At 42.6% G+C, this 22,599-nt stretch carries 15 protein-coding genes; 10 read left to right on the top strand and 5 right to left on the bottom strand.

The window, feature by feature from the left end; genetic code table 11:
• Positions 1-232: 232 nt before the first annotated feature.
• Both M1D52_RS23125 and M1D52_RS23120 read right to left on the bottom strand, forming a co-directional pair.
• Positions 233-1,771: a DUF4270 family protein gene (locus M1D52_RS23125; protein ID WP_437366023.1), complete on the bottom strand. Its 1,539-nt coding sequence runs from the start codon at positions 1,769-1,771 to the stop codon at positions 233-235.
• Positions 1,772-1,883: 112 nt separating this feature from the next.
• A complete protein-coding gene (locus tag M1D52_RS23120) occupies positions 1,884-2,708 on the bottom strand; it encodes a glycogen/starch synthase (RefSeq protein WP_013664924.1) in 825 nt (274 codons plus the stop codon).
• A gap of 241 nt (positions 2,709-2,949) precedes the next feature.
• Between M1D52_RS23120 and panC the strand changes: the two genes are divergently transcribed.
• From panC to M1D52_RS23095, 5 genes are all read left to right on the top strand, one after another.
• Positions 2,950-3,801: a pantoate--beta-alanine ligase gene (gene panC, locus M1D52_RS23115; RefSeq protein WP_437393702.1), complete on the top strand. Its 852-nt coding sequence runs from the start codon at positions 2,950-2,952 to the stop codon at positions 3,799-3,801.
• Positions 3,802-4,014: 213 nt separating this feature from the next.
• Positions 4,015-4,365, top strand: a complete 351-nt coding sequence (gene panD / locus M1D52_RS23110; RefSeq protein ID WP_013664926.1) for an aspartate 1-decarboxylase — start codon at positions 4,015-4,017, stop codon at positions 4,363-4,365.
• A gap of 202 nt (positions 4,366-4,567) precedes the next feature.
• Positions 4,568-5,254: a response regulator transcription factor gene (locus M1D52_RS23105; RefSeq protein ID WP_013664927.1), complete on the top strand. Its 687-nt coding sequence runs from the start codon at positions 4,568-4,570 to the stop codon at positions 5,252-5,254.
• On the top strand, positions 5,251-6,615 hold the full coding sequence (locus M1D52_RS23100) for a HAMP domain-containing sensor histidine kinase (RefSeq protein ID WP_437393701.1): 1,365 nt from the start codon (positions 5,251-5,253) through the stop codon (positions 6,613-6,615). The genes M1D52_RS23105 and M1D52_RS23100 overlap by 4 nt, the downstream gene beginning before the upstream one ends.
• Positions 6,616-6,668: 53 nt before the next feature.
• Positions 6,669-8,909: a helix-turn-helix domain-containing protein gene (locus M1D52_RS23095; protein WP_437393699.1), complete on the top strand. Its 2,241-nt coding sequence runs from the start codon at positions 6,669-6,671 to the stop codon at positions 8,907-8,909.
• 7 nt (positions 8,910-8,916) lie between these two features.
• Here M1D52_RS23095 and M1D52_RS23090 read toward each other — a convergent pair whose 3' ends face one another.
• The 3 genes from M1D52_RS23090 to M1D52_RS23080 form a co-directional block, all read right to left on the bottom strand.
• A complete protein-coding gene (locus tag M1D52_RS23090; RefSeq protein ID WP_437393697.1) occupies positions 8,917-11,025 on the bottom strand; it encodes a M1 family aminopeptidase in 2,109 nt (702 codons plus the stop codon).
• A gap of 11 nt (positions 11,026-11,036) precedes the next feature.
• Positions 11,037-12,296, bottom strand: coding sequence for a peroxiredoxin family protein (locus tag M1D52_RS23085; protein ID WP_457941593.1), 1,260 nt, complete (start codon positions 12,294-12,296; stop codon positions 11,037-11,039).
• Between the two features lie 64 nt (positions 12,297-12,360).
• On the bottom strand, positions 12,361-13,509 hold the full coding sequence (locus tag M1D52_RS23080) for an acyl-CoA dehydrogenase (RefSeq protein WP_130854449.1): 1,149 nt from the start codon (positions 13,507-13,509) through the stop codon (positions 12,361-12,363).
• Between the two features lie 167 nt (positions 13,510-13,676).
• Between M1D52_RS23080 and M1D52_RS23075 the strand changes: the two genes are divergently transcribed.
• From M1D52_RS23075 to M1D52_RS23055, 5 genes are all read left to right on the top strand, one after another.
• Positions 13,677-14,177 (top strand): cupin domain-containing protein, encoded by a 501-nt coding sequence (locus tag M1D52_RS23075; protein WP_013664933.1) that lies wholly within the window; start codon positions 13,677-13,679, stop codon positions 14,175-14,177.
• Positions 14,178-14,295: 118 nt separating this feature from the next.
• On the top strand, positions 14,296-16,176 hold the full coding sequence (locus tag M1D52_RS23070; RefSeq protein WP_013664934.1) for a DNA topoisomerase IV subunit B: 1,881 nt from the start codon (positions 14,296-14,298) through the stop codon (positions 16,174-16,176).
• A gap of 4 nt (positions 16,177-16,180) precedes the next feature.
• Positions 16,181-17,020 (top strand): formyltetrahydrofolate deformylase, encoded by an 840-nt coding sequence (gene purU, locus M1D52_RS23065; RefSeq protein WP_013664935.1) that lies wholly within the window; start codon positions 16,181-16,183, stop codon positions 17,018-17,020.
• Positions 17,021-17,364: 344 nt separating this feature from the next.
• Positions 17,365-20,625 carry a SusC/RagA family TonB-linked outer membrane protein gene (locus M1D52_RS23060; RefSeq protein WP_013664936.1) on the top strand — a complete coding sequence of 1,087 codons (3,261 nt, stop codon included), beginning with the start codon at positions 17,365-17,367 and terminating at the stop codon, positions 20,623-20,625.
• A gap of 11 nt (positions 20,626-20,636) precedes the next feature.
• The gene (locus M1D52_RS23055) at positions 20,637-22,514 is read left to right on the top strand and encodes a RagB/SusD family nutrient uptake outer membrane protein (RefSeq protein ID WP_013664937.1); all 1,878 of its coding nucleotides are present in this window, start codon (positions 20,637-20,639) and stop codon (positions 22,512-22,514) included.
• Positions 22,515-22,599 lie beyond the last annotated feature (85 nt).

Here is a 22,599-nt window from a genome sequence, read left to right as displayed (position 1 = left end):
GGGAACGATCTGTAAAGATGTTCCCGTTTTTTTGGTCTTATGGAGAATTACCACTGTGCGCCATGCCGCACTTATTATCATTACCCCATGTTGCGGTTATGATGTAGGCGGACTAGGTGTATTTTTTGGCGAAGAGCATATTAAAAAACTTAGCTCGCAGCTGATCCTTTTGTTACAAAACGTAAAAAAGCGACTCAAAAGGTCGCTTTTCCTATCATTTTATATGAAATTCTTACTCGAGTTCGGTATAGTAAATATTTAATTTGGTCCGGAGTTCATTTTTAGCTTGTGCATCTTCCGGATTAAAGCCTTTTAGAACAACACTGCTAGGTGCGGTAATGTCTGGCCAAAAAGGAATAGTGTTGGTCATGATCTCCGATACAGGCGCAATATAAACATCCGAATTCTGCACCTTGCCTAATATAACATCTTGTATAAAGGAGGTAAGCGTAAACACGTACCGCTTCCTTTCCTTGTCGTACAATCCTCCGAGTGCGTGAATACCGACAATATTGCCGCTAGCTGTACGGGCACCAAATTGAGAACGCGGATCCGGAGCGTAGCGAGAATCGCCGTCAGGGACAGGCTGATTATTGCCTGAAACGTCTTTTCGGTATAGCGTCAATCGAGGTGCCGGTGTGCTTACGGTATTGCTATTGTCGTCATCCACATAAACGACCAATTCTGCCCGGTTAACGGCAATTTTCTTTCCTTTTAACTGGTCAATGTATGGAAAAGATACTTTTGTCCTCAAGCCACCCATAGCTTGTGCATAAACAGTTGTCTGATTAACAGCGGTATTGGCCAGTTGGCTTTGGATAACCGGAGAGAAGCTCCTGTTTATGCTGGCTGACATATACATAAAAGGAGCGCCGGTGCTGCTGCTGGATGTAGGAACCGGGATTGGAAAGACTTTGGTTAAAGTGTCCGTGTCACCCTCTGCATCCGTAACACGATAGGTGACTTCCATGAAGTTCGGCGAATCTGAACTTTGCGGGTTGGTCGGACTTAAAGTCGCAAGTCCACCTATACCTTGCTGTGCATTCTTGTCAATTGTCAAGTAAAGACCTTTTGCATGATTCAAAAATCCGGTCTCCGAGTTTACAGTGGCTGAATCCAGTGTATGCGATAAAAGGCTGCCGATAAAACTGTTATTTAGCCGTACACGTAGTTCAGGATAGCGTTTTACCGTACTATCTTGGCCGTTACTTCCTCTCACAATTACATTGATACTGTCTTTGAGGTTGAACCGGCGCAGTTGGGTGCTTGCTATATCGTCGCTCTTTACACTCCAATTTTTCGTACTATAATAGACCGTGTTGGGACTATACACCTCATCCAACTGTCTTACTTTAAGCAGGTAGGTGGATGACTGTGAATCACCAACAAAAGAGTTTCCATATCGAACAACCAGCACAGCCGAATCGATCTGTGCGTTTTGGGGGAGGCGTATATCGCCACTTTCAGGTCGTAAAATGGCAAGGGCGATGTTCGCTTGCGTTTCACCGAAAACCGGGTCCTTGTAATACCCAAATGGAAGCTGATTGATATTGATGCTCGGGATATTACTGTTGTTATTGGCAACCCTTATGACTGATCGTGCACTATCGTCACGGAGTGTAACTGTTTTGAGCGTTAATGTGTCATTTAGTGTGCCATAAAAGGAATCTCCCGGATTGTTATCTAACCCGATTCCCGCCGGATTCTTGCAACTACTTAAAATAAAGAGACTTATTAACAGCGTCAATAAGTCTCGAGTATAATACTTCATTATAAAATAATATGTTCTATAAAGCTGTGTAAAACCATTATAACGCTTGCCTGATACAGATAAAGTTACAAGGGCTTATTTCTTCCGCCTTGCTGCAGTTCAGCCTTCCTCGCTAAGCCACAGTTTCCAATTCTTCATTGGAAAATTGCTCGTAAAGGTTGGAATAATTTTCGAATTCTGCATCATTTCTGCAGTCAGTTATCGGAATTTCGCTCTTTTTAACAATATTTAACAGTTTTTCATCGATGTTTTCTTCGGATAAAACAACCGCATCGGTATAGTGAAGTGCGCCATTGTACAAACCATAATAGTCTGATGAATCATAGCTTGATAAATCTTCTGCATGCATGTTTCCCGTAAGTGCTTTATCTGCAAAACGCTCGTGCAAAGCATGCTCAAATTTATCTGCATACAGCGAATAGATGATTTTTGTGTCTTTAAAGGTTGGATCATCTTTGTAGGCCGTTTTCACATAGGCAGGAATCAAAGCCGTCATCCAGCCATGACAATGCACTACATCGGGAGACCATCCCAATTTTTTAACAGTCTCCAATGCCCCTTTACAAAAAAAGATGGCACGCTCATCGTTATCCTTAAAGAACTTACCCTCTTTGTCGGTAAATACATGTTTACGTTGGAAATACTCTTCGTTATCCAAAAAGTAAACCTGCATACGGGCAGCTGGGATGGATGCAACTTTGATAATAAGGGGGTTGTCGTTATTGTCCACTACAATATTCATCCCCGAAAGCCTGATCACTTCATGTAAACGGTTCCTGCGCTCATTGATATTGCCAAAGCGAGGCATTAAAATCCGTATTTCAAACCCTTTTTCCTGCATGGCCTGGGGTAACTCTCTTGTTATCTCAGAAATTTTGCTTAGTTCGAGGAAAGGCGACATCTCGTGGGTAATGTACAATATCTTCGTTTTTGCCATCTCCAATAAATTATATTTTAGAATTTTTGAAATGTGAGACTATCAAACACAATGAATCATACCGGTATGAGCCAGCTAAACCTATTTTTGATAGTTTATTAGTCATTAAAATAATTGCTCTAATGAAAATCGGTCTGCAAATATACGCATTATCTTATGATATATCAACGATTTATAAAAAAACCTTTGTAGTTAGGTTTAAAATGTTCAACTTTACCTCCTTGTTTTAATAACAAAAAAATTGGAAATCTTTACTACAAAAATTGCGCTGAAAGCCCATCTATCAGCGTTCGGTTCAAAGGATAAAACAATAGGTTTCGTGCCTACCATGGGGGCTTTACACGAAGGTCATTTAACTTTGATTGAGCATTCCAAGCGCGCAACCGATATTACCGTTTGTAGTATATTTGTTAATCCAACACAGTTTAATGATCCGGCTGATTTGGAAAAGTATCCGAGACCTATCGAAAAGGATGTGGCACTCCTTCAATCGGTGAACTGTGATGTCCTGTTTTTACCTACTGTGGAAGAGATGTATCCACCGAATGACGAACCTTGGTTCTTCGATCTGGGTCGACTCGACAAAATCTGGGAGGGAGCAAAAAGACCCGGACATTATCAAGGCGTTACACAGGTGGTGTACAAACTCTTTGATATTGTTAAGCCCTCGATCGCCTTTTTTGGACAGAAAGATTTTCAGCAGTGTATGGTGATTCAGTATATGGTGGATAAGCTTCATCTACCGCTGCGCCTGCAAATTGTGGATACCGTAAGGGATGCGGATGGATTGGCGAAAAGCTCCCGCAATGTACGACTCTCATCCAATGGTAGAAAACAAGCACTTTCTTTATCAAAAGCATTGTTCATGATAAAACAAGCGTTTGAAAAGGGCACAGGCCCCTTACAGGCAAAGGAGGAAGCACTGAGTTTCCTGGATAAAGTGGAAGGTGTTGAATTGGAATACTTCGCAATCTGTAATTCGAGTGACTTATCGGAAATTGATAGAGAACAACAGGACCTAAGGCCGCTTGTGGTTATATTGGCCGCTTGGGTGGATGGAGTCCGTTTAATTGATAATATAGTGTTGAAATAAGGCTTTTTAAGGTATAAGGCAAAGGGTATAGGGGATATTGGCCTTACCCCTAACCCAAAGTATAGGGCAAAGGGTGCAGAGGTATGGCCCTACACCTTTTACCTCACACCCTATACCTCACACCCTACACCTCTAATGGTAATCTATAGATCATATTTCCGAATAGCAGTGCATCTGTGATAGATTAAATAACAAAATGCGTATCTTTGTGCCATGATTATCGAGGTGTTGAAATCGAAAATTCATCGCGTAAAGGTTACTCAGGCAGAACTCAACTATGTGGGTAGCATTACGATTGATGAAGATTTAATAGAGGCGGCTAATATTATTCCGAACGAGAAGGTGCAGATCGTAAATAATAACAACGGTGCACGCTTTGAAACCTATGTTATAAAAGGCGAACGTGGTTCCGGTATTGTATGTTTGAATGGAGCTGCCGCGCGCTTAGTTCAAGTAGGCGACATTGTGATTATCATTTCTTATTGCCAACTCCCTATGGAGGAAGCCAAAAAGCACGAACCGATTTTGGTTTTTCCGGACCATAATAATAAACTGGTGAAATAGTTTTCATCTTTGCCAAGGGCTTTAGCGCAAGACAGTAGGCTGCCCCTTATCTCATTTTTCATGACTTCTTAGGGATCCTCTTTTTGCTGCCACTAACTTTTTCGCTGTTCAATGATGCAATCGCTAAACCTTTATTATTAGAATAATCTAATTTGATTTAAGTTCGCAATGTGATTACTTTGCATTATACAAAAGGAAGCATATGGTAAAAATATTGCTGATAGAAGATGACAGGCGCTTGGCTAGTTTTATTCGAAAGGGATTGGAGGAACAGCTTTTCTCCGTATCATGTGTTTCGAGCGGCTACGAAGCCCTGGCAGTGACGCAAGATATTTACTTTGATCTGATTATACTGGATATCATGCTTCCCGACGTATCCGGATTCCAGATATGCACTGCTATTCGCGAACGAAAAATTACAAGTCCTTTAATTATTTTGAGCGCTTTGGATAATCCGGAGGAAAAGGTAAAAGGACTCCAGGCAGGAGCGGATGATTACCTCGGAAAGCCTTTTCATTTCGAAGAGCTACTTGCACGCATTAACGCGCAATTACGACGAAAATCTTTTGAAAAGGGTATTCTGGATGTACAAAAATACGCAGATCTTGAAGTCAATATTGCGGAACAGGGAGCAAAACGTGCCGGGAAGAATATTCTGCTTTCACCTCGTGAATATAAGCTTTTACTATTCCTGCTAAACAATCGAGAACGAGTGGTTTCCCGCACGCAGATTGCAGAAGCGGTATGGGATATCCATTTTAATACGCATACCAATGTGGTAGATGTATATATTAATTATCTGCGAAATAAAATTGATAAGGGCTTTGCCGCGCCCCTCATCCATACTGTGAAGGGGAGGGGGTACATGCTTAAACAAAAAGAAGAATGACGCTGAGGTTAAAACTCGCTTGGAACTCAACGCTTATTGTTACGCTTATTTTAGGAATCACGTTTACGGGGACCTATCTACTATTCAGGCAACATGTTAAGCATTCATTTTTTCAACAATTACAATCGAGGGCCTTCACAGCGGCTTTTTTTCATTTGGAGAAGGATGAACTAAATGCGCAAAAATATGAGCTGATTGAGCAACGATATCGTGAAATTCACCGAGAATCTATTCGATTCTTCGATAAAAGCAACCGCATGGTCTTCGAGTACGATACCCTTCAATATCAACTATCAGATGAAGTACTCGGTCATGTACGACAAAAGAAAGTTTTATATTTCACTGATAATGAACGTCAATTTGCAGGTATCTTTTATCGCGACAATGAGGGGGATTATGTTGTTGTTGCTTCCGACACGGATAAGGAGGGGTTGGCTCAGCTCGATAAATTAAAACGCTATCTCTTGATATCCTTATTGTTGGGCGTTTGCCTAAGCTTCCTGCTTACGCACTTACTGGCGAAGCAAACATTCCGCCCTTTTTCTCAGCTAATTCATGACGTAAATTCCATTACGGCGAAGAATTTACACGCCCGGTTGGCTGTAGGCACAAAAGAGAAAGACGAGCTTACCGCACTAACCGAAGCGTTTAATCGCTTTCTGGAACGATTGGAAAAGGGGGTAGACAGCCAACGCAGCTTTCTAAAACACGCTTCGCATGAATTGAAAACACCTTTGGCAGCGATTATTAGCAACCTGGAGATCACCTTATCGCGTCCCCGGACACCAGACGAGTACCGGACACAGATGGGTTCAATACATGTCGATGCCCTTCATATTAAATCTATTTTGGAAGGTTTACTACTTCTATCGGGCTTGGAAGCTTCTTCCGATGTGCCATTTGCCCCCCTCCGTGTGGATGAATTGTTGTGGGATCTACTGGAAAAAACAAGTATTACCCATCCCGAGGCATTTATACACATCGATTTGGATCAAGTGGAACAAAAGCCCCACCTATTGGAAGTGTCGGGTAATCGCGACTTGCTAATGATCGCAATAGGCAACTTGGTCGACAATGCACTTAAGTTTTCAGACAATCAACCTGTTTTCGTACAATTAAGCGAGCATGAACAGCATCTACAGCTGATAATCAAAGACAGGGGAACAGGAATAGATCCGAGCGAATTAGCGCAGATCTTTAACTTGTTTTATCGCAGTCCGAAGAACCAGGCCATACCGGGACACGGTATCGGACTGCATTTGAGTAAGCAGATATTCGACTTACATCGCATCCAAATTACCGTTCGCTCAGCACTGGGTAGCTATACGGAATTTGCTTTATTATTCCCATCTATTAGGTAAGTTGCTAAAATTTCCTTATTTTAAAAGCCGCATTCATCAACATTTACCCAATCATGTCGAATTTCGATGCCCATAATACCACCTTCGCGCAAGCCGTTTCCTTTATCAACCACACCAATCGTCCGGTGTTTCTAACCGGCAAAGCGGGGACGGGAAAAACCACCTTCCTTCGGTATATAAAAAAACATACGTATAAGAAGCTTGCCGTGGTAGCCCCTACGGGTGTAGCGGCTATTAATGCGGGCGGAACCACACTCCATTCGCTTTTTTTCTTGCCTTTCGGTATGTATTTGGCTGATTATACACTTGATTGGAGCGATCCGAGCGATTTGATCTACAACAAACAACGCCTTTTCGGAAAAGTAAAACTCACTAAACAACGACGAGCCATTTTACAGGAACTCGATCTATTAATCATTGATGAAGTATCTATGTTGCGGGCTGACACACTTGACGCTATTGATACAATCTTGAGATGGGCCAGACGCAATGCAAGTCCTTTCGGTGGCGTTCAAATGTTATTCATTGGTGATCTGTACCAATTGCCTCCTGTGGTTAAGAGTCATGAGCAAAACTTGCTATATCAGCATTACAGAAGTCCTTTCTTTTTTGATGCTCATGTTATGCAGGAAGCTCCACCGGTTTTGTTGGAACTGAATAAGATTTATCGACAAAAAGATGCACGTTTTATTTCTCTGCTCAATAATATTCGAAACAACTGCTGTTCAGGAGAGGAGCTGGATAGGTTGAATGCGCATTATAAGCCTGACTTTAGTCCTTCGCCGAGCGAAACCTTCATTACTTTGAGTTCGCATAACCATATTGCGGAGCAAATCAATCAACGTAAATTAGAGTCCTTACCGGGGCACGCTGTTTGCTTCGAAGCTGCCATCAAAGGTGATTTTTCAGAGAACTCTTTTCCTACCGAGGGTAGATTGTACCTTAAAGAAGGTGCCCAAATTATGTTTATAAAAAATGACAAAGGAGAAGACCGACGTTACTTTAACGGAAAAATTGGCGTAGTCGACAAAATTGATGCGCGACATGGAGAAATAAAAGTTCGTTTTCCCGGAGAGAAGGAACTATTCACGGTCGAACAAGAGGAATGGAAAAACCTTCGTTATAATTACGATAAGCAAAGCGATAAAATCAGCGAAGAAACACTGGGAACCTTCAAGCAATATCCTATTCGTTTAGCTTGGGCCGTCACTATTCATAAAAGTCAGGGCCTAACCTTTGATAAGGCGGTTATTGATGCCGGATCCAGCTTTGCCGCCGGGCAGGTGTACGTTGCGCTAAGTCGGTTAACGGGCTTGGAAGGATTGGTCCTCCGATCAAAGATTTCGCCGGCAAGTATCCATACGGATCCACATGTCGTGGCCTTTTCCAGTCGTGTTTTATCGGAGGATGAGATTGCAGAAGTGCTACTGCAAGAGCAGAAATCCTATCTTTTGAATAATCTTAGCAAAGCTTTTTCCTGGGGTACTTTGGCGCTTGAAACTAATACCTTCAAAAACGATGTACTAACCAAGAACATTCCCGATAAGAGCCTTGCACATAAGAAAATCGACGCTATATGCTATACCTGCAATCAGCAATTTGAAGTTGCAGAGAAGTTTAATGCCTGGTTAAATAAAGAATTCCGGCATTTAGATGATTTAAACATTGAACTCATTCATGAACGTACTCAAAAAGCCGCTGCTTGGTTCCTTAAAAGTTTAGAGGAGGAGCTTATCATCCCCCTTCAACAACATATGGATGCATGGGCTGTTAAAAAGAAGAATAAAAAATATCAGAAAGAGTTGGCAGACTTATTGTTGACCTACCGGCGGAAACAAGAACAAATCAGGCAAAGCACGTTTATTACGCAAGCCATTCGTGAAGGAAGAAATATACAAGATTTGATCTATGAGGTAGCCAAGCACCAACAACAACATCTCCAGGTAAAAAATGAACAACAACCCAAGAAGAACAAGTCGGTCGTTGGTGAAACGAAACAGATTAGTCTCAAACTCTTTAAAAACGGACATACAATTGATGAGGTAGCTACGCTGAGAGGACTTACAACCGGTACCGTTATAGCGCATTTAACAAATTTCATCGGCACCGATTTGCAGGCGAGTGATCTCATGTCTACCCGTAAACTTGAAATTATCATACCCTTGTTGAAGCAATATCCTCAAAAAACAATTACCGAAATTCGCGAGCTGCTTGATCGGCAAGTAGAATTTCATGAAATACGCATTGCACAGGCAGCCTTGCGGCAAGCGACAAAAACAGGCACGCTCGCCTAGCTCTCGATTATTTCATATGAAGTGCTTGCTGTACACTTGGTGCATCATCTTGGGATGCTATCTTAAATATCTCTTTATTATCATAGTTTTGAAAGAGGGTGCGTAACAGCATCACAGCACTGGCTCTAACATAAGAACGTTCGTCGGCTGTTGCCATTTTTTTTACGGTAGGGTAAATCTGCTTTAACTCGTCCTTTGTGAATTTTTCAATCGCGCCAAGCGCCATCAAGCGTATCATCCAGGCACTATCGGTTAAAGCCGCAACAACGATCTCCTTCGCTTTAGCACTATCCAATACATCATTCAGGTTTTCCAATACTTCAAAGCGATCCATAAACAAGGGGGCGTGTTTGTATTGATAAGCCCATTCGTCAAGCGATTTACTTTGCTCTTTCTTCCCAAGGATACACTTTTTGGCATCAAAATTAATTAATTGTGGACTTTTAGTGGCCGGCAAGTGAAAAGTTTGCTCCTGTTTAGTTAGTGTAACCGTTTGACGATCAACATGACCATCTACATAGATGTCAATCGCAATAGGTAGTTTATAGAGCGGCATACTAGCTAAGTCCTGCTTTTGAGCAATTTGTACAATCACCTGTTTTGTGCTGTCTTGATAGTGCGTTTTTATTTCCAAAAGCGGATGACCGGCGGCCAAAAACCACTGATCAAAAAACCAATTAAGATCTTGTCCTGTGACTTGCTCAAAAGCCTGGCGTAAATCATGGACCTCAACAGACTGATAGGCATGTTTTTTTAAATAAAGTTGAAGTGACGCAAAAAAGGCGTCATCGCCAACGGTTTCCCTTAACATATGAAGAATGCGCCCCCCTTTTTGGTAAGACACTTCATCAAACATCTGTTCCCGATTCGCATAGTTAAATCGAATAAGGTCGAGCTCTTTGTTTTTGTCCTTCGCAAAATAAGCTAGCTCGTCATTCAATGCATGCATATCCGCCTCTTCTCTGCCATACTTGTGTTCCAGCCATAAGTATTCGCCATAGGTGGCAAACGACTCGTTGAGTGGTAAATTGGCCCAGGATTCAGCGGTTACTAAATCGCCGAACCAGTGATGGAATAACTCGTGGGCAACAATATCTTCATACGTTTCATCCTTATATTCGGCAGGCGTCATATTCATTCGATCAAAGAATACCGAAGCCGACGTATTCTCCATGGCTCCACTTACAAAGTTCCGCACGACAATCTGAGCATATTTATCCCAGGGATAATCCACGCCCAATTTTTTCGAATAGAATTCGAGCATTTCAGGTGTTTTTCCAAAAATCATGGAGGCATATGGCGCGTATTTCGGTTCCATGTAATAGCTCACCTCCTTTCCGCGCCATTGATCTTTGACAATTTTAAAGTTTCCTGCCGCAATCATTACTAAGTACGGTGCGTGTGGCAGCTCCTGCTTCCAAATATCGGTTCTCGTACCATCGTTATTTCTTTTCGATTGCTTTAATAAGCCATTTGATAGGGTAATCATCGAATCAGGAACCGTTAGCGCAATTTGTTGCGTCATTTTGAGCATGGTGTTGTTAATCGTCGGGAACCAATTAGAATTGCATTCGGTTTCGCCCTGAGACCATAGTTGTCTTGGAATGCCTGCTAGTTCATCGGGCTGGATGAAGTATAACCCTCGATCATCGGGCGAAGCAATATCTTTTCCTACTTCCAACTGATTGGGATTGGCGGTATATTCAATAAATATTTTAAAGAGCTCATCACGGTTATATTTTCTATCCAAGGCAATGGCAAGCTTCTTTCCATCATAGGTGAAAGGTAACTTTTTCCTCGCCGCATCTTGCAGCAGCATGACCGCATTTACTTCGAAGCCGTTGGCATCCAGTATGACCGAATCTTGTGGGTAAAAATAACTTTGTAGCGTAAGTGTTGCCTTTCCGAATACGCGCGCCCGTTCCCAGTCGAAACGAAGGTCTAAGTCGGTATGCTTTATACTTATTTTAAGCGGATAAGAAGCGTGGTAAACATCCGCGTTCGGTGCGTTGGCGTATATATTAACCGGAGGAATATCGACATGTTTCGTTGTTGCGCAAGACCAACAACTCAAGAGCAAACAGGTAATAGAAATGAATAGGGAGTTTCTTGACATTATATACGACTTTATTCAGCTAACAGTTTATTGATTTCTTTTTCGAACTCTTGAGTGAACTCGGTATAGTGTTTTCCTGTTGCTGGCCCGCTGAAGCCGGTGTGGATTTTATCAACCGTGCCGTCCTTCTTGATGATGATGGTGGTAGGAAAGGCAGAAAAATTATCCAATGCCGGTATACTTTCTTCCACTTGTCCTTTATCGTTTGTATAACCGGTTAAGAGGATCGGATAGTTCACTTTGAATCGATTTTTTAAGTTCAAAACAGCTGCTTTGGCCTTGTCCATTTCTTTATAACGTTCATAGGCCAAGCCGATAATCTCCAAACCTTTGTTCTTATATTTTTCATAGAACGGTGCTAGAAAAGCGGTCTCGTCCATACAATTGGGGCACCACGATCCCAAAAACTGAACCACTACCACTTTATCTTTAAAACGATCGTCGCTTAACGAGACTTTATTGCCGTCAAGATCCTGAAAGCTGAACGTTATGCGATCGTTTCCGGGTTTCAGCCCGGCAATCTTGTAAGCATCGGGCAACATCGCATCTTCGTCACGTCTGGCCGACCAATTCATCACGGAGCTCGGTCCGGCATACATCTTGCCTTTAATAATATCACTGCCATCAGTTAGATCTCCCGTGAATAATACAGGGCTAGAGCCGCTGAAAGCGGATACCATAAATGTTTTGTTATCCACTACACCACTTAGAAACCGATAGTCTCCAGTTGTTGTAAGAAACGATCCATTCACTTGATTGCCGGATTGCTCAAATTCGCCTACCGCAAAAGTCGTATCGGTGCCATTATTTTTATAAAATTGAACAGACCATCTGCCCGTCATATTAATGACCCCTGAATTCTCTTCCTTCACAAAGCGAAACGATTGGTTGGATTCAGCCATGAAGGGCATGGAAATCGTTTTGTTTGGTAAATACTTAATCCATTTTCCCTGTAATCCATTCGCCGTTTTTACAGCCCTGATCTCACTTTCATAAAGTGGGGTCTTTATAAAAACGGAATCAGCGGTTTCTTCTATCTCATTGATATTTAAGCGCTCTTTCCCGTTCAAAAAGGCCATTTGTTTAACCCCCAAGGAATCATATATTTCGAAATTGAAGGGGATATCCACCGAATTATCCGTTTGTAAAGCACCTCTCCACACACCGTTGGTAAGCTGGTTTGTTTTGTCTGTGCAACTTGTAAAAGCGAGGGCTGTGAACAAGCTAAGGAAAAGAAAACGCGCAATATTCATCGTATTATTATTAAGCATTCGGATATCGTTCAATATCCATGCCGCTAAAATACTAATCTTTCGCTTATTATTAGAAGTGATACTAAAAGCCCTCTTTTAATATAGACCGAGCAATCACCATACGCTGGATTTCTGAGGTGCCCTCATAAATTTGCGTTATCTTGGCATCGCGCATGAGCCGCTCAACATGATATTCCTTTACAAAACCATAGCCTCCATGAATCTGTACCGCTTCTACGGTTATGCGCATGGCCGTATCAGAGGCAAAAAGTTTAGCCACCGCCGCAGCTTCCGCATAGGGTTGATGCTGATCTTTCAGCCATGCGGCCTTCAGGCACAACAAACGTGCAGCTTCTATTTGCGTATACATGTCTGCCAACTTGAATTGAATGGCTTGATGCTCGGCAATGGGTTTTCCAAAGGTTGTTCTTTCCTTTGCGTATTTGAGCGCTAGCTCGTAAGCACCGGAGGCAATACCTAATGCCTGCGCTGCTATGCCGATTCGGCCTCCTTCTAACGTTTTCATGGCGAATTTAAAGCCAAAACCGTCTGCTCCAATTCTGTTTTCCTTTGGTACTTTGACATCCGAAAATTGTAAGGAATGGGTGTCTGAGCCCCGTATTCCCAGCTTATTTTCCTTGGGCCCAATTGTGAATCCAGGGGAATCTTTTTCTACGATGAAAGCGTTGATCCCTCGATGCCCAAGGTTGGGGTGTGTTTGTGCGATTACGAGATACACAGCAGCGTTGCTCCCATTGGTAATCCAATTTTTAGTTCCGTTAAGTAGGTAGTAGTCTCCCTTATCTTCCGCAATCGTTTTTTGCGAAGTGGCATCCGAGCCGGCTTCGGGCTCGGAGAGACAAAAAGCACCGATCTGTGTTCCCGCAGCCAGTGGCTTTAGGTATTTTTCTTTCTGCTCTTCTGATCCGAATTTCTCTAAGCCGTAACATACCAGGGAATTGTTTACTGATACGACAACGGAAGTCGATGCATCAATTTTAGACAATTCTTCCATAACGAGCACATAAGAGACTGTATCAAGTCCTGCCCCATTATAGGCAGGATCTGTCATCATCCCAAGAAAACCTAATTCGCCAAGTTTTTTGACTTGGTCTGCTGGAAATTGTTGTTTTTCATCACGTTCTATTACACCGGGTTTTAGTTCAGTTTGAGCAAAATCGCGTGCTGCGTCTCTGATAAGCAATTGTTCTTCAGTTAATTCGAAATTCATAATGCTAGGGTTTGTTCCAAATTTACTGATTTTTTATTATGCAAGCATAATATTTTTGAAATACGAATACGAGCAAAACGAATTAAGACGCAAACCTTAACCTGGGGTGTAGGGAAGATAACCTTTGAATTCAAAAAAACTCATTATCTTAGCAAAAAATAAGAACCATGACAGACATAGCTAAACAGGAAATTTTTGCCGAAATAGAAGAAACACTTAAAAAACAGGGTTTTCACATCGATAAACAGGATCAGACACGTCCATGGGGTGGTTTTTTTGTGATCGACGAGAACCAGGCGCAACAGTTTGCAGATACATACTTCAACGGGCTGAATGTGCAAGACTTAAAAATATCAGGAAAATTAAGTCCAAAAATATTAGTTGTAGCACCACAAAAACGTTTGTCATGGCAATACCATCACCGTCGTGCGGAGATATGGCAAGTTGTTAAAGGAGACGTTGGTGTGGTAATAAGTGATACAGACGTAGAGAATGAAGTGAAAACAAAACATCCCGGTGATGTCATCAAGCTTGAAAAAGGAGAGCGCCATCGTTTGGTAGGCTTAGACGGATGGGGTGTGTTGGCAGAAATATGGCAACATACAGATATCGATAATCCTTCGGATGAAGATGATATCGTACGGGTGCAAGATGATTTTGGAAGATAGGTACAATTAGCCAGTGAGCTATGTAATTATTAGCCAATGGTCGATTGATATTTAGTAGTCAATAAAGTAATGAAGTAATACAGCTGATGGCTGATTGCGGATAACTGATAACTAAAATATGACAAATTACAACGAAGACAGTATACGCTCGCTCGATTGGAAAGAACATATCCGGTTGCGGCCAGGTATGTATATCGGTAAGTTGGGCGATGGATCAGCATACGATGATGGAATTTATGTGCTTTTGAAAGAAGTGGTTGATAACTCCATTGATGAATTTGTAATGGGGGCGGGAAAAACAATCGATATAAGTGTCAGCGAGTTAAAAGTCTCCGTACGCGATTACGGTCGTGGTATTCCGATCGGAAGTGTGGTTGATGTTGTCTCCAAGATCAATACAGGTGGAAAATATGATAGCAAAGCTTTTCAAAAATCGGTGGGACTAAACGGAGTCGGTACGAAAGCAGTCAACGCGCTCTCTTCATCCTTTGTCGTACAATCGTATCGAGCGGGTCGTACGCGTATTGCTGAATTCAGCAAAGGAGAACTCTTGAAAGATGAGGAAAAAGAAACCACGCAGCGCAATGGCACCGCGGTCACCTTTGTTCCAGACGATAGCATCTTTAGAAACTATAAATATAGGCCCGAGTTCGTTGAAAATATGATTTGGAATTACGTGTTCCTGAACACGGGATTGACGGTAAATTTCAACGGACAAAAATTTGTTTCGGAAAATGGCTTGCGCGACTTATTAGAGCGTAATATTGATGTGGAAGGTATGCGCTATCCCATTATTCACTTAAAGGGAGAGGATATTGAGATCGCGTTGACACATGGGCAACAATATGGAGAAGAGTATTACTCTTTCGTAAATGGGCAGCATACTACGCAGGGGGGTACGCATCAGGCTGCCTTCAGAGAGGCTGTCGTGAAAACCGTACGTGAGTTCTATAAAAAGGAATTTGATGCATCGGATATCAGGGCTTCCGTAATTGGGGCCATTGCCATCAAAGTGCAGGAACCTGTTTTTGAATCGCAAACGAAAACCAAACTCGGATCGCAAAGTATCGGCCCCGATGGACCAACCGTGCGCACTTTTATTAACGACTTTGTAAAGAAATCGCTGGACGATTACTTGCACAAACATCCCGATACGGCGGACGCTTTATTGAAGCGTATTCTACAATCTGAACGGGAACGTAAGGACATAGCCGGCATCAAGAAATTGGCCAACGAGCGGGCTAAAAAAGCCTCCCTGCATAATAGAAAGTTACGCGACTGTAAGATTCACTATGACGATAAAAACGAGCGTAATCAGGAAACTACCTTATTTATAACCGAAGGTGATTCTGCCAGTGGTTCTATTACCAAATCCAGGGACGTACAAACACAAGCGGTATTTAGTTTGAAGGGTAAGCCCTTGAACGCTTTTGGGCTAACGAAAAAGGTGGTGTATGAGAACGAAGAGTTTAATTTACTCCAACATGCCCTGAATATTGAGGATGGTATAGACGGTCTCCGCTACAATAATATTGTGATTGCAACCGATGCAGATGTTGACGGAATGCACATACGCCTATTGTTAATGACCTTTTTCCTGCAATTTTTTCCTGATTTGGTAAAGGCAGGACATGTTTCTATTTTGCAAACCCCTTTATTCCGGGTGAGAAACAAAAAGGAAACGATCTATTGCTATAGTGATGAAGAGCGTCAACGAGCGATTATAAAATTAGGTGGCAAACCGGAAATTACCCGATTCAAAGGATTGGGAGAGATTTCGCCCGATGAGTTTGGTCTTTTCATTGGTAAAGACATGCGCTTAGATCCTGTGATCTTGTCCAAAGATCAGAAAATTCAGCAATTGCTTGAATACTATATGGGTAAAAATACGCCGGATCGGCAAAAACATATCGTGAACAACCTACGTATCGAGCAGGATGTTTTAGAAGAAGAGGCTGCGGCCGCTAAGCTTGCCGATGAATTGAAGGCAGCGGTTTAACGAAATGGAACAGACCCTGATACTTGTTCACTGTACCGATGCGGTCGGTTTAGTTTCGTCCATCGCACACGTCGTAGCAAAATATGGTTTGAATATAACTACCATGCGTGAGTATGTGGACGAAAGTACCAAACGTTTTTTTTCGCGCATCGTTTGCATGGGAAAGGCCGTTGACCCTGAAAAATTAATGCAGGAGTTATTGGTGATCCTACCTAAAGGTGCTTCTGTAAAGGTGAATCCGCCAAAACAGAAGCGCCTTGCCATACTGGTCACCAAAGAACCGCACTGCTTGGGCGATACACTGGTGCGCTATTTTTTCAATACACTGGGTGCCGATGTCTGTTGCGTTATCGGAAATTACGATCACTTGCGGTCTTTTACCGAGCGTTTTAATGTGCCTTATCACTTTGTAAGCCATGAAGGGAAAACAAAGGATGAATTTGAAAAGGAGCTGCATAAAACAATTTATAGCTACAGCCCGGATTATGTTGTATTAGCCAAGTTCATGCGCATTTTATCACCTGTTTTTATCGCGCATTATCAAGGAAAGATCATCAACATTCATCATTCCTTCTTACCAGCCTTCATTGGAGCGAACCCCTATCAGCAAGCATATACCCGCGGGGTAAAAATTATCGGTGCTACGGCCCATTTTGTAACAGACGATCTGGATGAAGGACCGATTATTGCACAAGACGTAAAACCGGTCAACCATACGTATACAGCTGACGATATGCGCAAAGCAGGAAAAGAAATAGAAAAGGCGGTTTTAAGTAAAGCACTGTCGTTGATTATCGAGGACAGAGTCTTTGTAACCGGTAATAAAACGGTTGTTTTTGAGTAATTAATTGTTAAGGTGCACCTTATGTAAGCCAAAGGCCCTCCTTTCAGAAAAGTGATTCATCCACGAATCGCTTTTTTTTGTAGATATTTTCCAATCCCTCGAACAGGGCCTTTCTCTTTTTTTTATAAGTAAAAATACTTCTTTACTACTTATTGTAACTTATACACAATTTCTAATTTTTTCTTGCATCCTATAGGATCATTGTTTATGTTTACGGCAACCGAATTAGAACTTTATTAGAATTTACAAAAACCAATAAACTAACATATGATTCTACTAGTCGCGCGGAATAATTGTGATTAGTACAATTATAGACTTTTAACATTATAAACAAACCAGCTATTATGAACTTAAATCGAAGTGATTTTAAGCGTGTATTATGCGGGGCTCTTTTGGTGGCGGGATTTCACGCACCTTATGAAGCTTTGGCAAAAACCAATTGGCTAGCGAGGGAAGTTAAGGATAATCTCTCGGCCGTTAAGCAACAATCAACAATCACCGGAAAAGTCAATTCCATGACAGGCAACGAGGGAATACCCGGTGTAAGTGTATTGGTAAAGGGCTCACAAAAAGGAACAACTACCGATGTCGACGGGAAATTCAGCTTAGAGGGGGTACCGGCTAATGCTACCTTGGTTTTTACCATGGTGGGCTATAAAACACTGGAAGAGCCCGTAAATAACCGCAAATCAATAACCGTCACCCTTCAGGACGATATTGCCAATCTCGACGAGGTAGTGGTGGTGGGTTATGGAACACAAAAGAAAGAAACCGTTACCGGTTCGGTCGTATCAGTAAAAAGTGAAGAATTGGTCAAGTCACCTTCGCTCAACGTCTCAAATTCATTGGCAGGTAGAATGCCTGGTGTCATCGCAACTCAAAGCAGCGGCGAGCCGGGAGGTGATGGTTCTAACATTAAGATCCGGGGAACAAATACCTTGGGAAATAGTAGCCCGCTCATTGTTATTGACGGTATACCGGCAAGACAAGGGGGGATTGAACGGTTGAATCCGGCAGATATAGATAACATTTCGGTGTTGAAAGATGCTGCAGCAGCTATTTATGGTGCTCGTGCTGCTAACGGGGTCATACTAGTAACAACCAAAAGAGGTAAGTCCGGCCGACCTCTTCTATCTTATACCTACAATCAAGGCTTTGCGCAACCAACGGTGATCCCCGAATTGGCAGACGCTGCGCAGTATGCCGAAATGCGGAATGAACTGGAGGTTTTTAAACTTCCTGTGAACGAATGGCAGGCAGCAAACAGCGCCTTTAGAGAAACAGGCTCCTACACGCGCTCCAACGGATCGGTTCTTACCGCACCATTTCTTCCGGCAGATTTCGAAAAATTCAAAGATGGGTCCGACCCATGGGGGCATCCCAATACCGATTGGTACGATGCTACGCTGAAAAATTGGTCGCCTCAGGCAAGACATAATGTACAGTTGACCGGTGGTTCTGATAACTTTAAATATTTAACGTCCATCGGTTATCAAAATCAAGATGGTTACTACAAAAATTCAGCTACCGGCTATAAGCAATATGATCTGCGGATCAACCTCGACGCAACAATCAGTAAGTATGTGACAACGAAAATCGGTGTATTGGGACGTCAGGAAAACAGGAATTACCCAACCAAGTCCGCTGGAACTATTTTCAGGATGTTGATGCGTGGTAATCCTACCATGCCTGCCTTTTGGCCAAATGGTTTACCCGGTCCTGATATAGAAAACGGAGAGAATCCCGTGGTGATCACAACCGATCAAACCGGTTACGACAATAATAAGCAGTACTTTTTTCAAACAAATGGCCAGGTCGATATTACCTTCCCTTGGATTGAAGGGTTGAAATTTACAGGTACGGCGGCCATTGATAAATATATCAAGCAATCGAAGAAATGGGAGACTCCCTGGAATCTTTATACTTGGCAAGGAGCATATGAAGACGATGGGGTAACACCGCAACTGGTGCGTGGTAGACGTGGCCCTGCCGATCCTCGCTTGACACAGGCAAACGAAGATCAATTAAACATTCTCCTTGGTGGTGTTTTAAATTACGACCGCTCTTTCGGTGATCACACCTTTAATGTAATGGCTGGGGTGAACCGCGAAACGATCGATAACGAAAACTTCAATGCCTACAGACGTTATTTTATTTCAACCGCTATTGATCAGCTGATCGCAGGTGGAGAGCGCGAAAAGAATAACAACGGCGGAGCCTGGAAACGCGCAAGACTGAATTATTTTGGTAGGGTAGGATATAACTATAAAGAAAAATATATTGCTGAATTTCTATGGCGATACGATGGCTCTTATATGTTCCCCGAAAACAGTCGTTTCGGCTTCTTCCCAGGGGTTCTCGCAGGTTGGCGAATCTCAGAAGAGAATTTCTGGAAAGAGAATATTTCTTTCATCAACTATTTAAAGCTCCGCGGATCATGGGGTCGAATGGGTAATGATAATATATACTTCAAAAATAACTACGCAGAAGGGCAATACTTAGAGGATGACGCTAGATTGCAAGAATACCAGTATTACTCAACCTATGGATACGGCACCTATATCGTTGATGGTTTATTGGTTAAATCATTATATGAATCGCGTGTTCCTAACACAATGGTAACATGGGAAGTTGCTGATAATTATAACTTAGGTTTGGACGGTCAGCTCCTCGATGGTAAGATCAATTTTGAGTTTGATGTATTTATGAATAAACGTTCGAACATTTTATGGCAGCGAAATGCTTCGATACCGCAAAGTACCGGTATGACGCTACCTGCTGAAAATATCGGAAAAGTGGATAACAAAGGATGGGAGTTCAATATTGGTTATAATGGTGCAGCAGGAGATTTTAAGTATAACATTAACGTCAATGGAGGTTATACCAAAAACAAAATCAAGTTTTGGGACGAAGCACCGGGGGCACCTGAATGGCAGCGTACAACGGGAAGGGTAACAGATGCTCAACTATATTACATTTATGACGGCGTGTTCCGCGATGAGGCTGATATTGCGGCTAATACATTGGATTATAGTGCGATTACCAATAACTTACGTCCGGGGGACATGAAGTATCAAGATTTTGACGGAGATGGAAAAATTACACCGGACGACCGTGTTCGGCGTGATAAGAATAGACAGCCTACTTTTCAGGGTGGTTTGAATATTGGTATGCAATATAAAAACTTCGACCTGACTATCTTATTCCAAGGTGCTATGGGTGGTGAACTCCGGGTCGGTTCGGACGAATCGGGGGCCATCGGGAACTACTTATTGGAATTTTACGAAAACAGGTGGACGGTTGACAACCCAAGCAGCGAACATCCACGCATTACAGATCGGAGCGATCAATACTATTCCTATAACAATACCTATTGGTTGCAAAGCACTAACTATATCCGCTTGAAGAATCTGGAATTAGGCTATACCCTGCCAACCACAATCGGCGAAAAAATAGGGATCAGTAACCTGAGGGTATACGTAAGTGGATTCAATTTGCTAACCTTCAGTAAAATGAAGGCTTATGATCCGGAATCAACCAACGTATTGGGACAGTATTATCCGCAATCACGCATTATTAATACAGGATTGGCGGTAACCTTTTAATGAAAGAAATCATGAAGAAGTCATATAGAATATTAGGTGTCATAGCCTTGTTTTTACTGGGAATAGTCTCCTGTAAAACTGATTTTTTGAACACGGAGCCGATGACCGAAGTGCCTCAACAAGTGGTATGGAGTGATGCCGGTCTGGCAGAAGCATTTATCCTTGAAATGTATAATGGAATCGGGCAGGGGGGCTTTGAAGAAGAAATGCAGTCGTCCATGACCGACGAATCGATGTTTACCCATCCCGGAAGAGGAATAAATACCATTACAGAATCTCGTTCAAACCCCGCTGATCAAGGGATGATCAAGAGAACGTATCTATGGGATTCGCTCTACATGCGCATCCGGGCAACCAATATTGCCTTGAAAAATCTAGCGACGCCACAGTTTGAAAATACCAATAACCTGGTAGAGCGTTTAAAGGGAGAAGCACACTTTTTAAGAGCCTATTATTATCAGCAATTGCTTCGTTTTTATGGAGCAGTGCCACTTATTAATCGTCCTTATGAATTAGGGGAAGCAGATTATACCGTTCCTCGTAATACGTATGAGGAATGCGTCAATTTCATCGTTGCGGATTGTGATACGGCGATTAATTTATTGAACGGGCTCACAGCGAGCACGGGTAGGGCAACCAATGTGGCGGCGATGGCATTGAAGGCTCGAGTACTGGTATATGCTGCCAGCGATTTACATGATATACCTACGGCCTCCGCTAAATCCCCAACCATAGCAGGTTATAGTAATAAGGAATACTTGGGCTATGTAAGTGGAAATCGGATGGAGCGCTGGCAAAAAGCGAAAGATGCTGCAAAGGCCGTAGTGGACCAGTCGGCATTTGCCTATAAAATGGACTTAACGGGTCCCGTTAGTCCGGAAGAAGGAACGGAAAACTACATGGTGTTGTCGTTGGGGGGTGGTAGCAGGGCCGTTGCGGGAGATGGTGGACGAGAAATACTATTGGGACGCTTTTTTGTCGACCTGAAAGACGAGGCAGGTAACTGGCTCGGAAGAAATAATGGACCGAATGGTTATCATAACTGGGCAGGAAATACGCCAATACAGAATTTGGTAGACGATTACGAGATGATCGATGGCTCGCGCTTTAGTTGGGATAACCCCGTACATAAAGCCGCCCCTTACCAAAATAGGGATCCCAGAATGTATGCCACCATTTTACACGATGGATCGGATTGGAAACCACGTACGGATGATGTGAAAGGACGCGATCCTAATAATCAGATACAGACAGGGCAGTATCAGGTAACTAATGCTTCCGGACAAGTGGTGACGCAATATGGATTGGATACCAGAAACAGTCCAATTGAAGATTGGAACGGCACGCATACCGGTTATTACTTCCGCAAATTTACCGATCCGGATCCAGCTGTGGTTGACCAAAACACGCGTCAATTTATCCCCTGGCCGGTATTGAAGTACACAGAAGCCGTCTTAAACTACGTAGAAGCCTGTATAGAATTGGGAGAAGATGGAGAGGCGCGTAACTGGTTAAATAAAATTCGTTTCCGTGCAGGCATGCCGGCAGTAACCGAATCCGGTGATGCACTGCGGCAACGTTATAGAAATGAAAGACGGGTAGAGTTGGCCTACGAAGAACATCGCTTCTTTGATGCGAGAAGATGGATGATTGCGCCTACAACTTTAGGAAACAAAATCAGAATCATCCGCATATTTGGAACGCTGAAAGATGGTAAGCAGGTGCGTGTTTATAAGTACGACCCCGAAAATTATAATTACACGTATACGCCCTCGGAGCTCGATCCCGGTATCGAAAACCGCCAATGGTTAGATAAAATGTACTTTATTAGTATCCATCGCGACGAAATGAATCGAAATGCAAAGCTAGTACAGAATCCAGGGTACTAATTTTTAACGAAAAGAGACCTCGGAAAATGGATCACCCAGTCACTATTCGGCTGGGTGATTTTTTTTAAACGCTTAGTTCCCCATT

The organism is Olivibacter sp. SA151 (assembly GCF_054130995.1).
The sequence above is the reverse complement of the archived record's forward strand: the minus strand, read 5'-3'. Positions and strand labels throughout refer to the sequence as shown.

Excerpts from the sequence above, each read along its gene's own strand:
- M1D52_RS23095 (WP_437393699.1), top strand. The coding sequence starts at position 6,669 with ATGTCGAATTTCGATGCCCATAATACCACCTTCGCGCAAGCCGTTTCC.
- M1D52_RS23100 (WP_437393701.1), top strand. The coding sequence starts at position 5,251 with ATGACGCTGAGGTTAAAACTCGCTTGGAACTCAACGCTTATTGTTACG.
- M1D52_RS23090 (WP_437393697.1), bottom strand. The coding sequence starts at position 11,025 with ATGTCAAGAAACTCCCTATTCATTTCTATTACCTGTTTGCTCTTGAGT.
- M1D52_RS23070 (WP_013664934.1), top strand. The coding sequence starts at position 14,296 with ATGACAAATTACAACGAAGACAGTATACGCTCGCTCGATTGGAAAGAA.
- M1D52_RS23075 (WP_013664933.1), top strand. The coding sequence starts at position 13,677 with ATGACAGACATAGCTAAACAGGAAATTTTTGCCGAAATAGAAGAAACA.
- M1D52_RS23085 (WP_457941593.1), bottom strand. The coding sequence starts at position 12,296 with ATGCTTAATAATAATACGATGAATATTGCGCGTTTTCTTTTCCTTAGC.
- M1D52_RS23055 (WP_013664937.1), top strand. The coding sequence starts at position 20,637 with ATGAAGAAGTCATATAGAATATTAGGTGTCATAGCCTTGTTTTTACTG.
- purU (WP_013664935.1), top strand. The coding sequence starts at position 16,181 with ATGGAACAGACCCTGATACTTGTTCACTGTACCGATGCGGTCGGTTTA.
- panD (WP_013664926.1), top strand. The coding sequence starts at position 4,015 with ATGATTATCGAGGTGTTGAAATCGAAAATTCATCGCGTAAAGGTTACT.
- M1D52_RS23080 (WP_130854449.1), bottom strand. The coding sequence starts at position 13,509 with ATGAATTTCGAATTAACTGAAGAACAATTGCTTATCAGAGACGCAGCA.
- M1D52_RS23125 (WP_437366023.1), bottom strand. The coding sequence starts at position 1,771 with ATGAAGTATTATACTCGAGACTTATTGACGCTGTTAATAAGTCTCTTT.
- M1D52_RS23120 (WP_013664924.1), bottom strand. The coding sequence starts at position 2,708 with ATGGCAAAAACGAAGATATTGTACATTACCCACGAGATGTCGCCTTTC.
- M1D52_RS23105 (WP_013664927.1), top strand. The coding sequence starts at position 4,568 with ATGGTAAAAATATTGCTGATAGAAGATGACAGGCGCTTGGCTAGTTTT.
- M1D52_RS23060 (WP_013664936.1), top strand. The coding sequence starts at position 17,365 with ATGAACTTAAATCGAAGTGATTTTAAGCGTGTATTATGCGGGGCTCTT.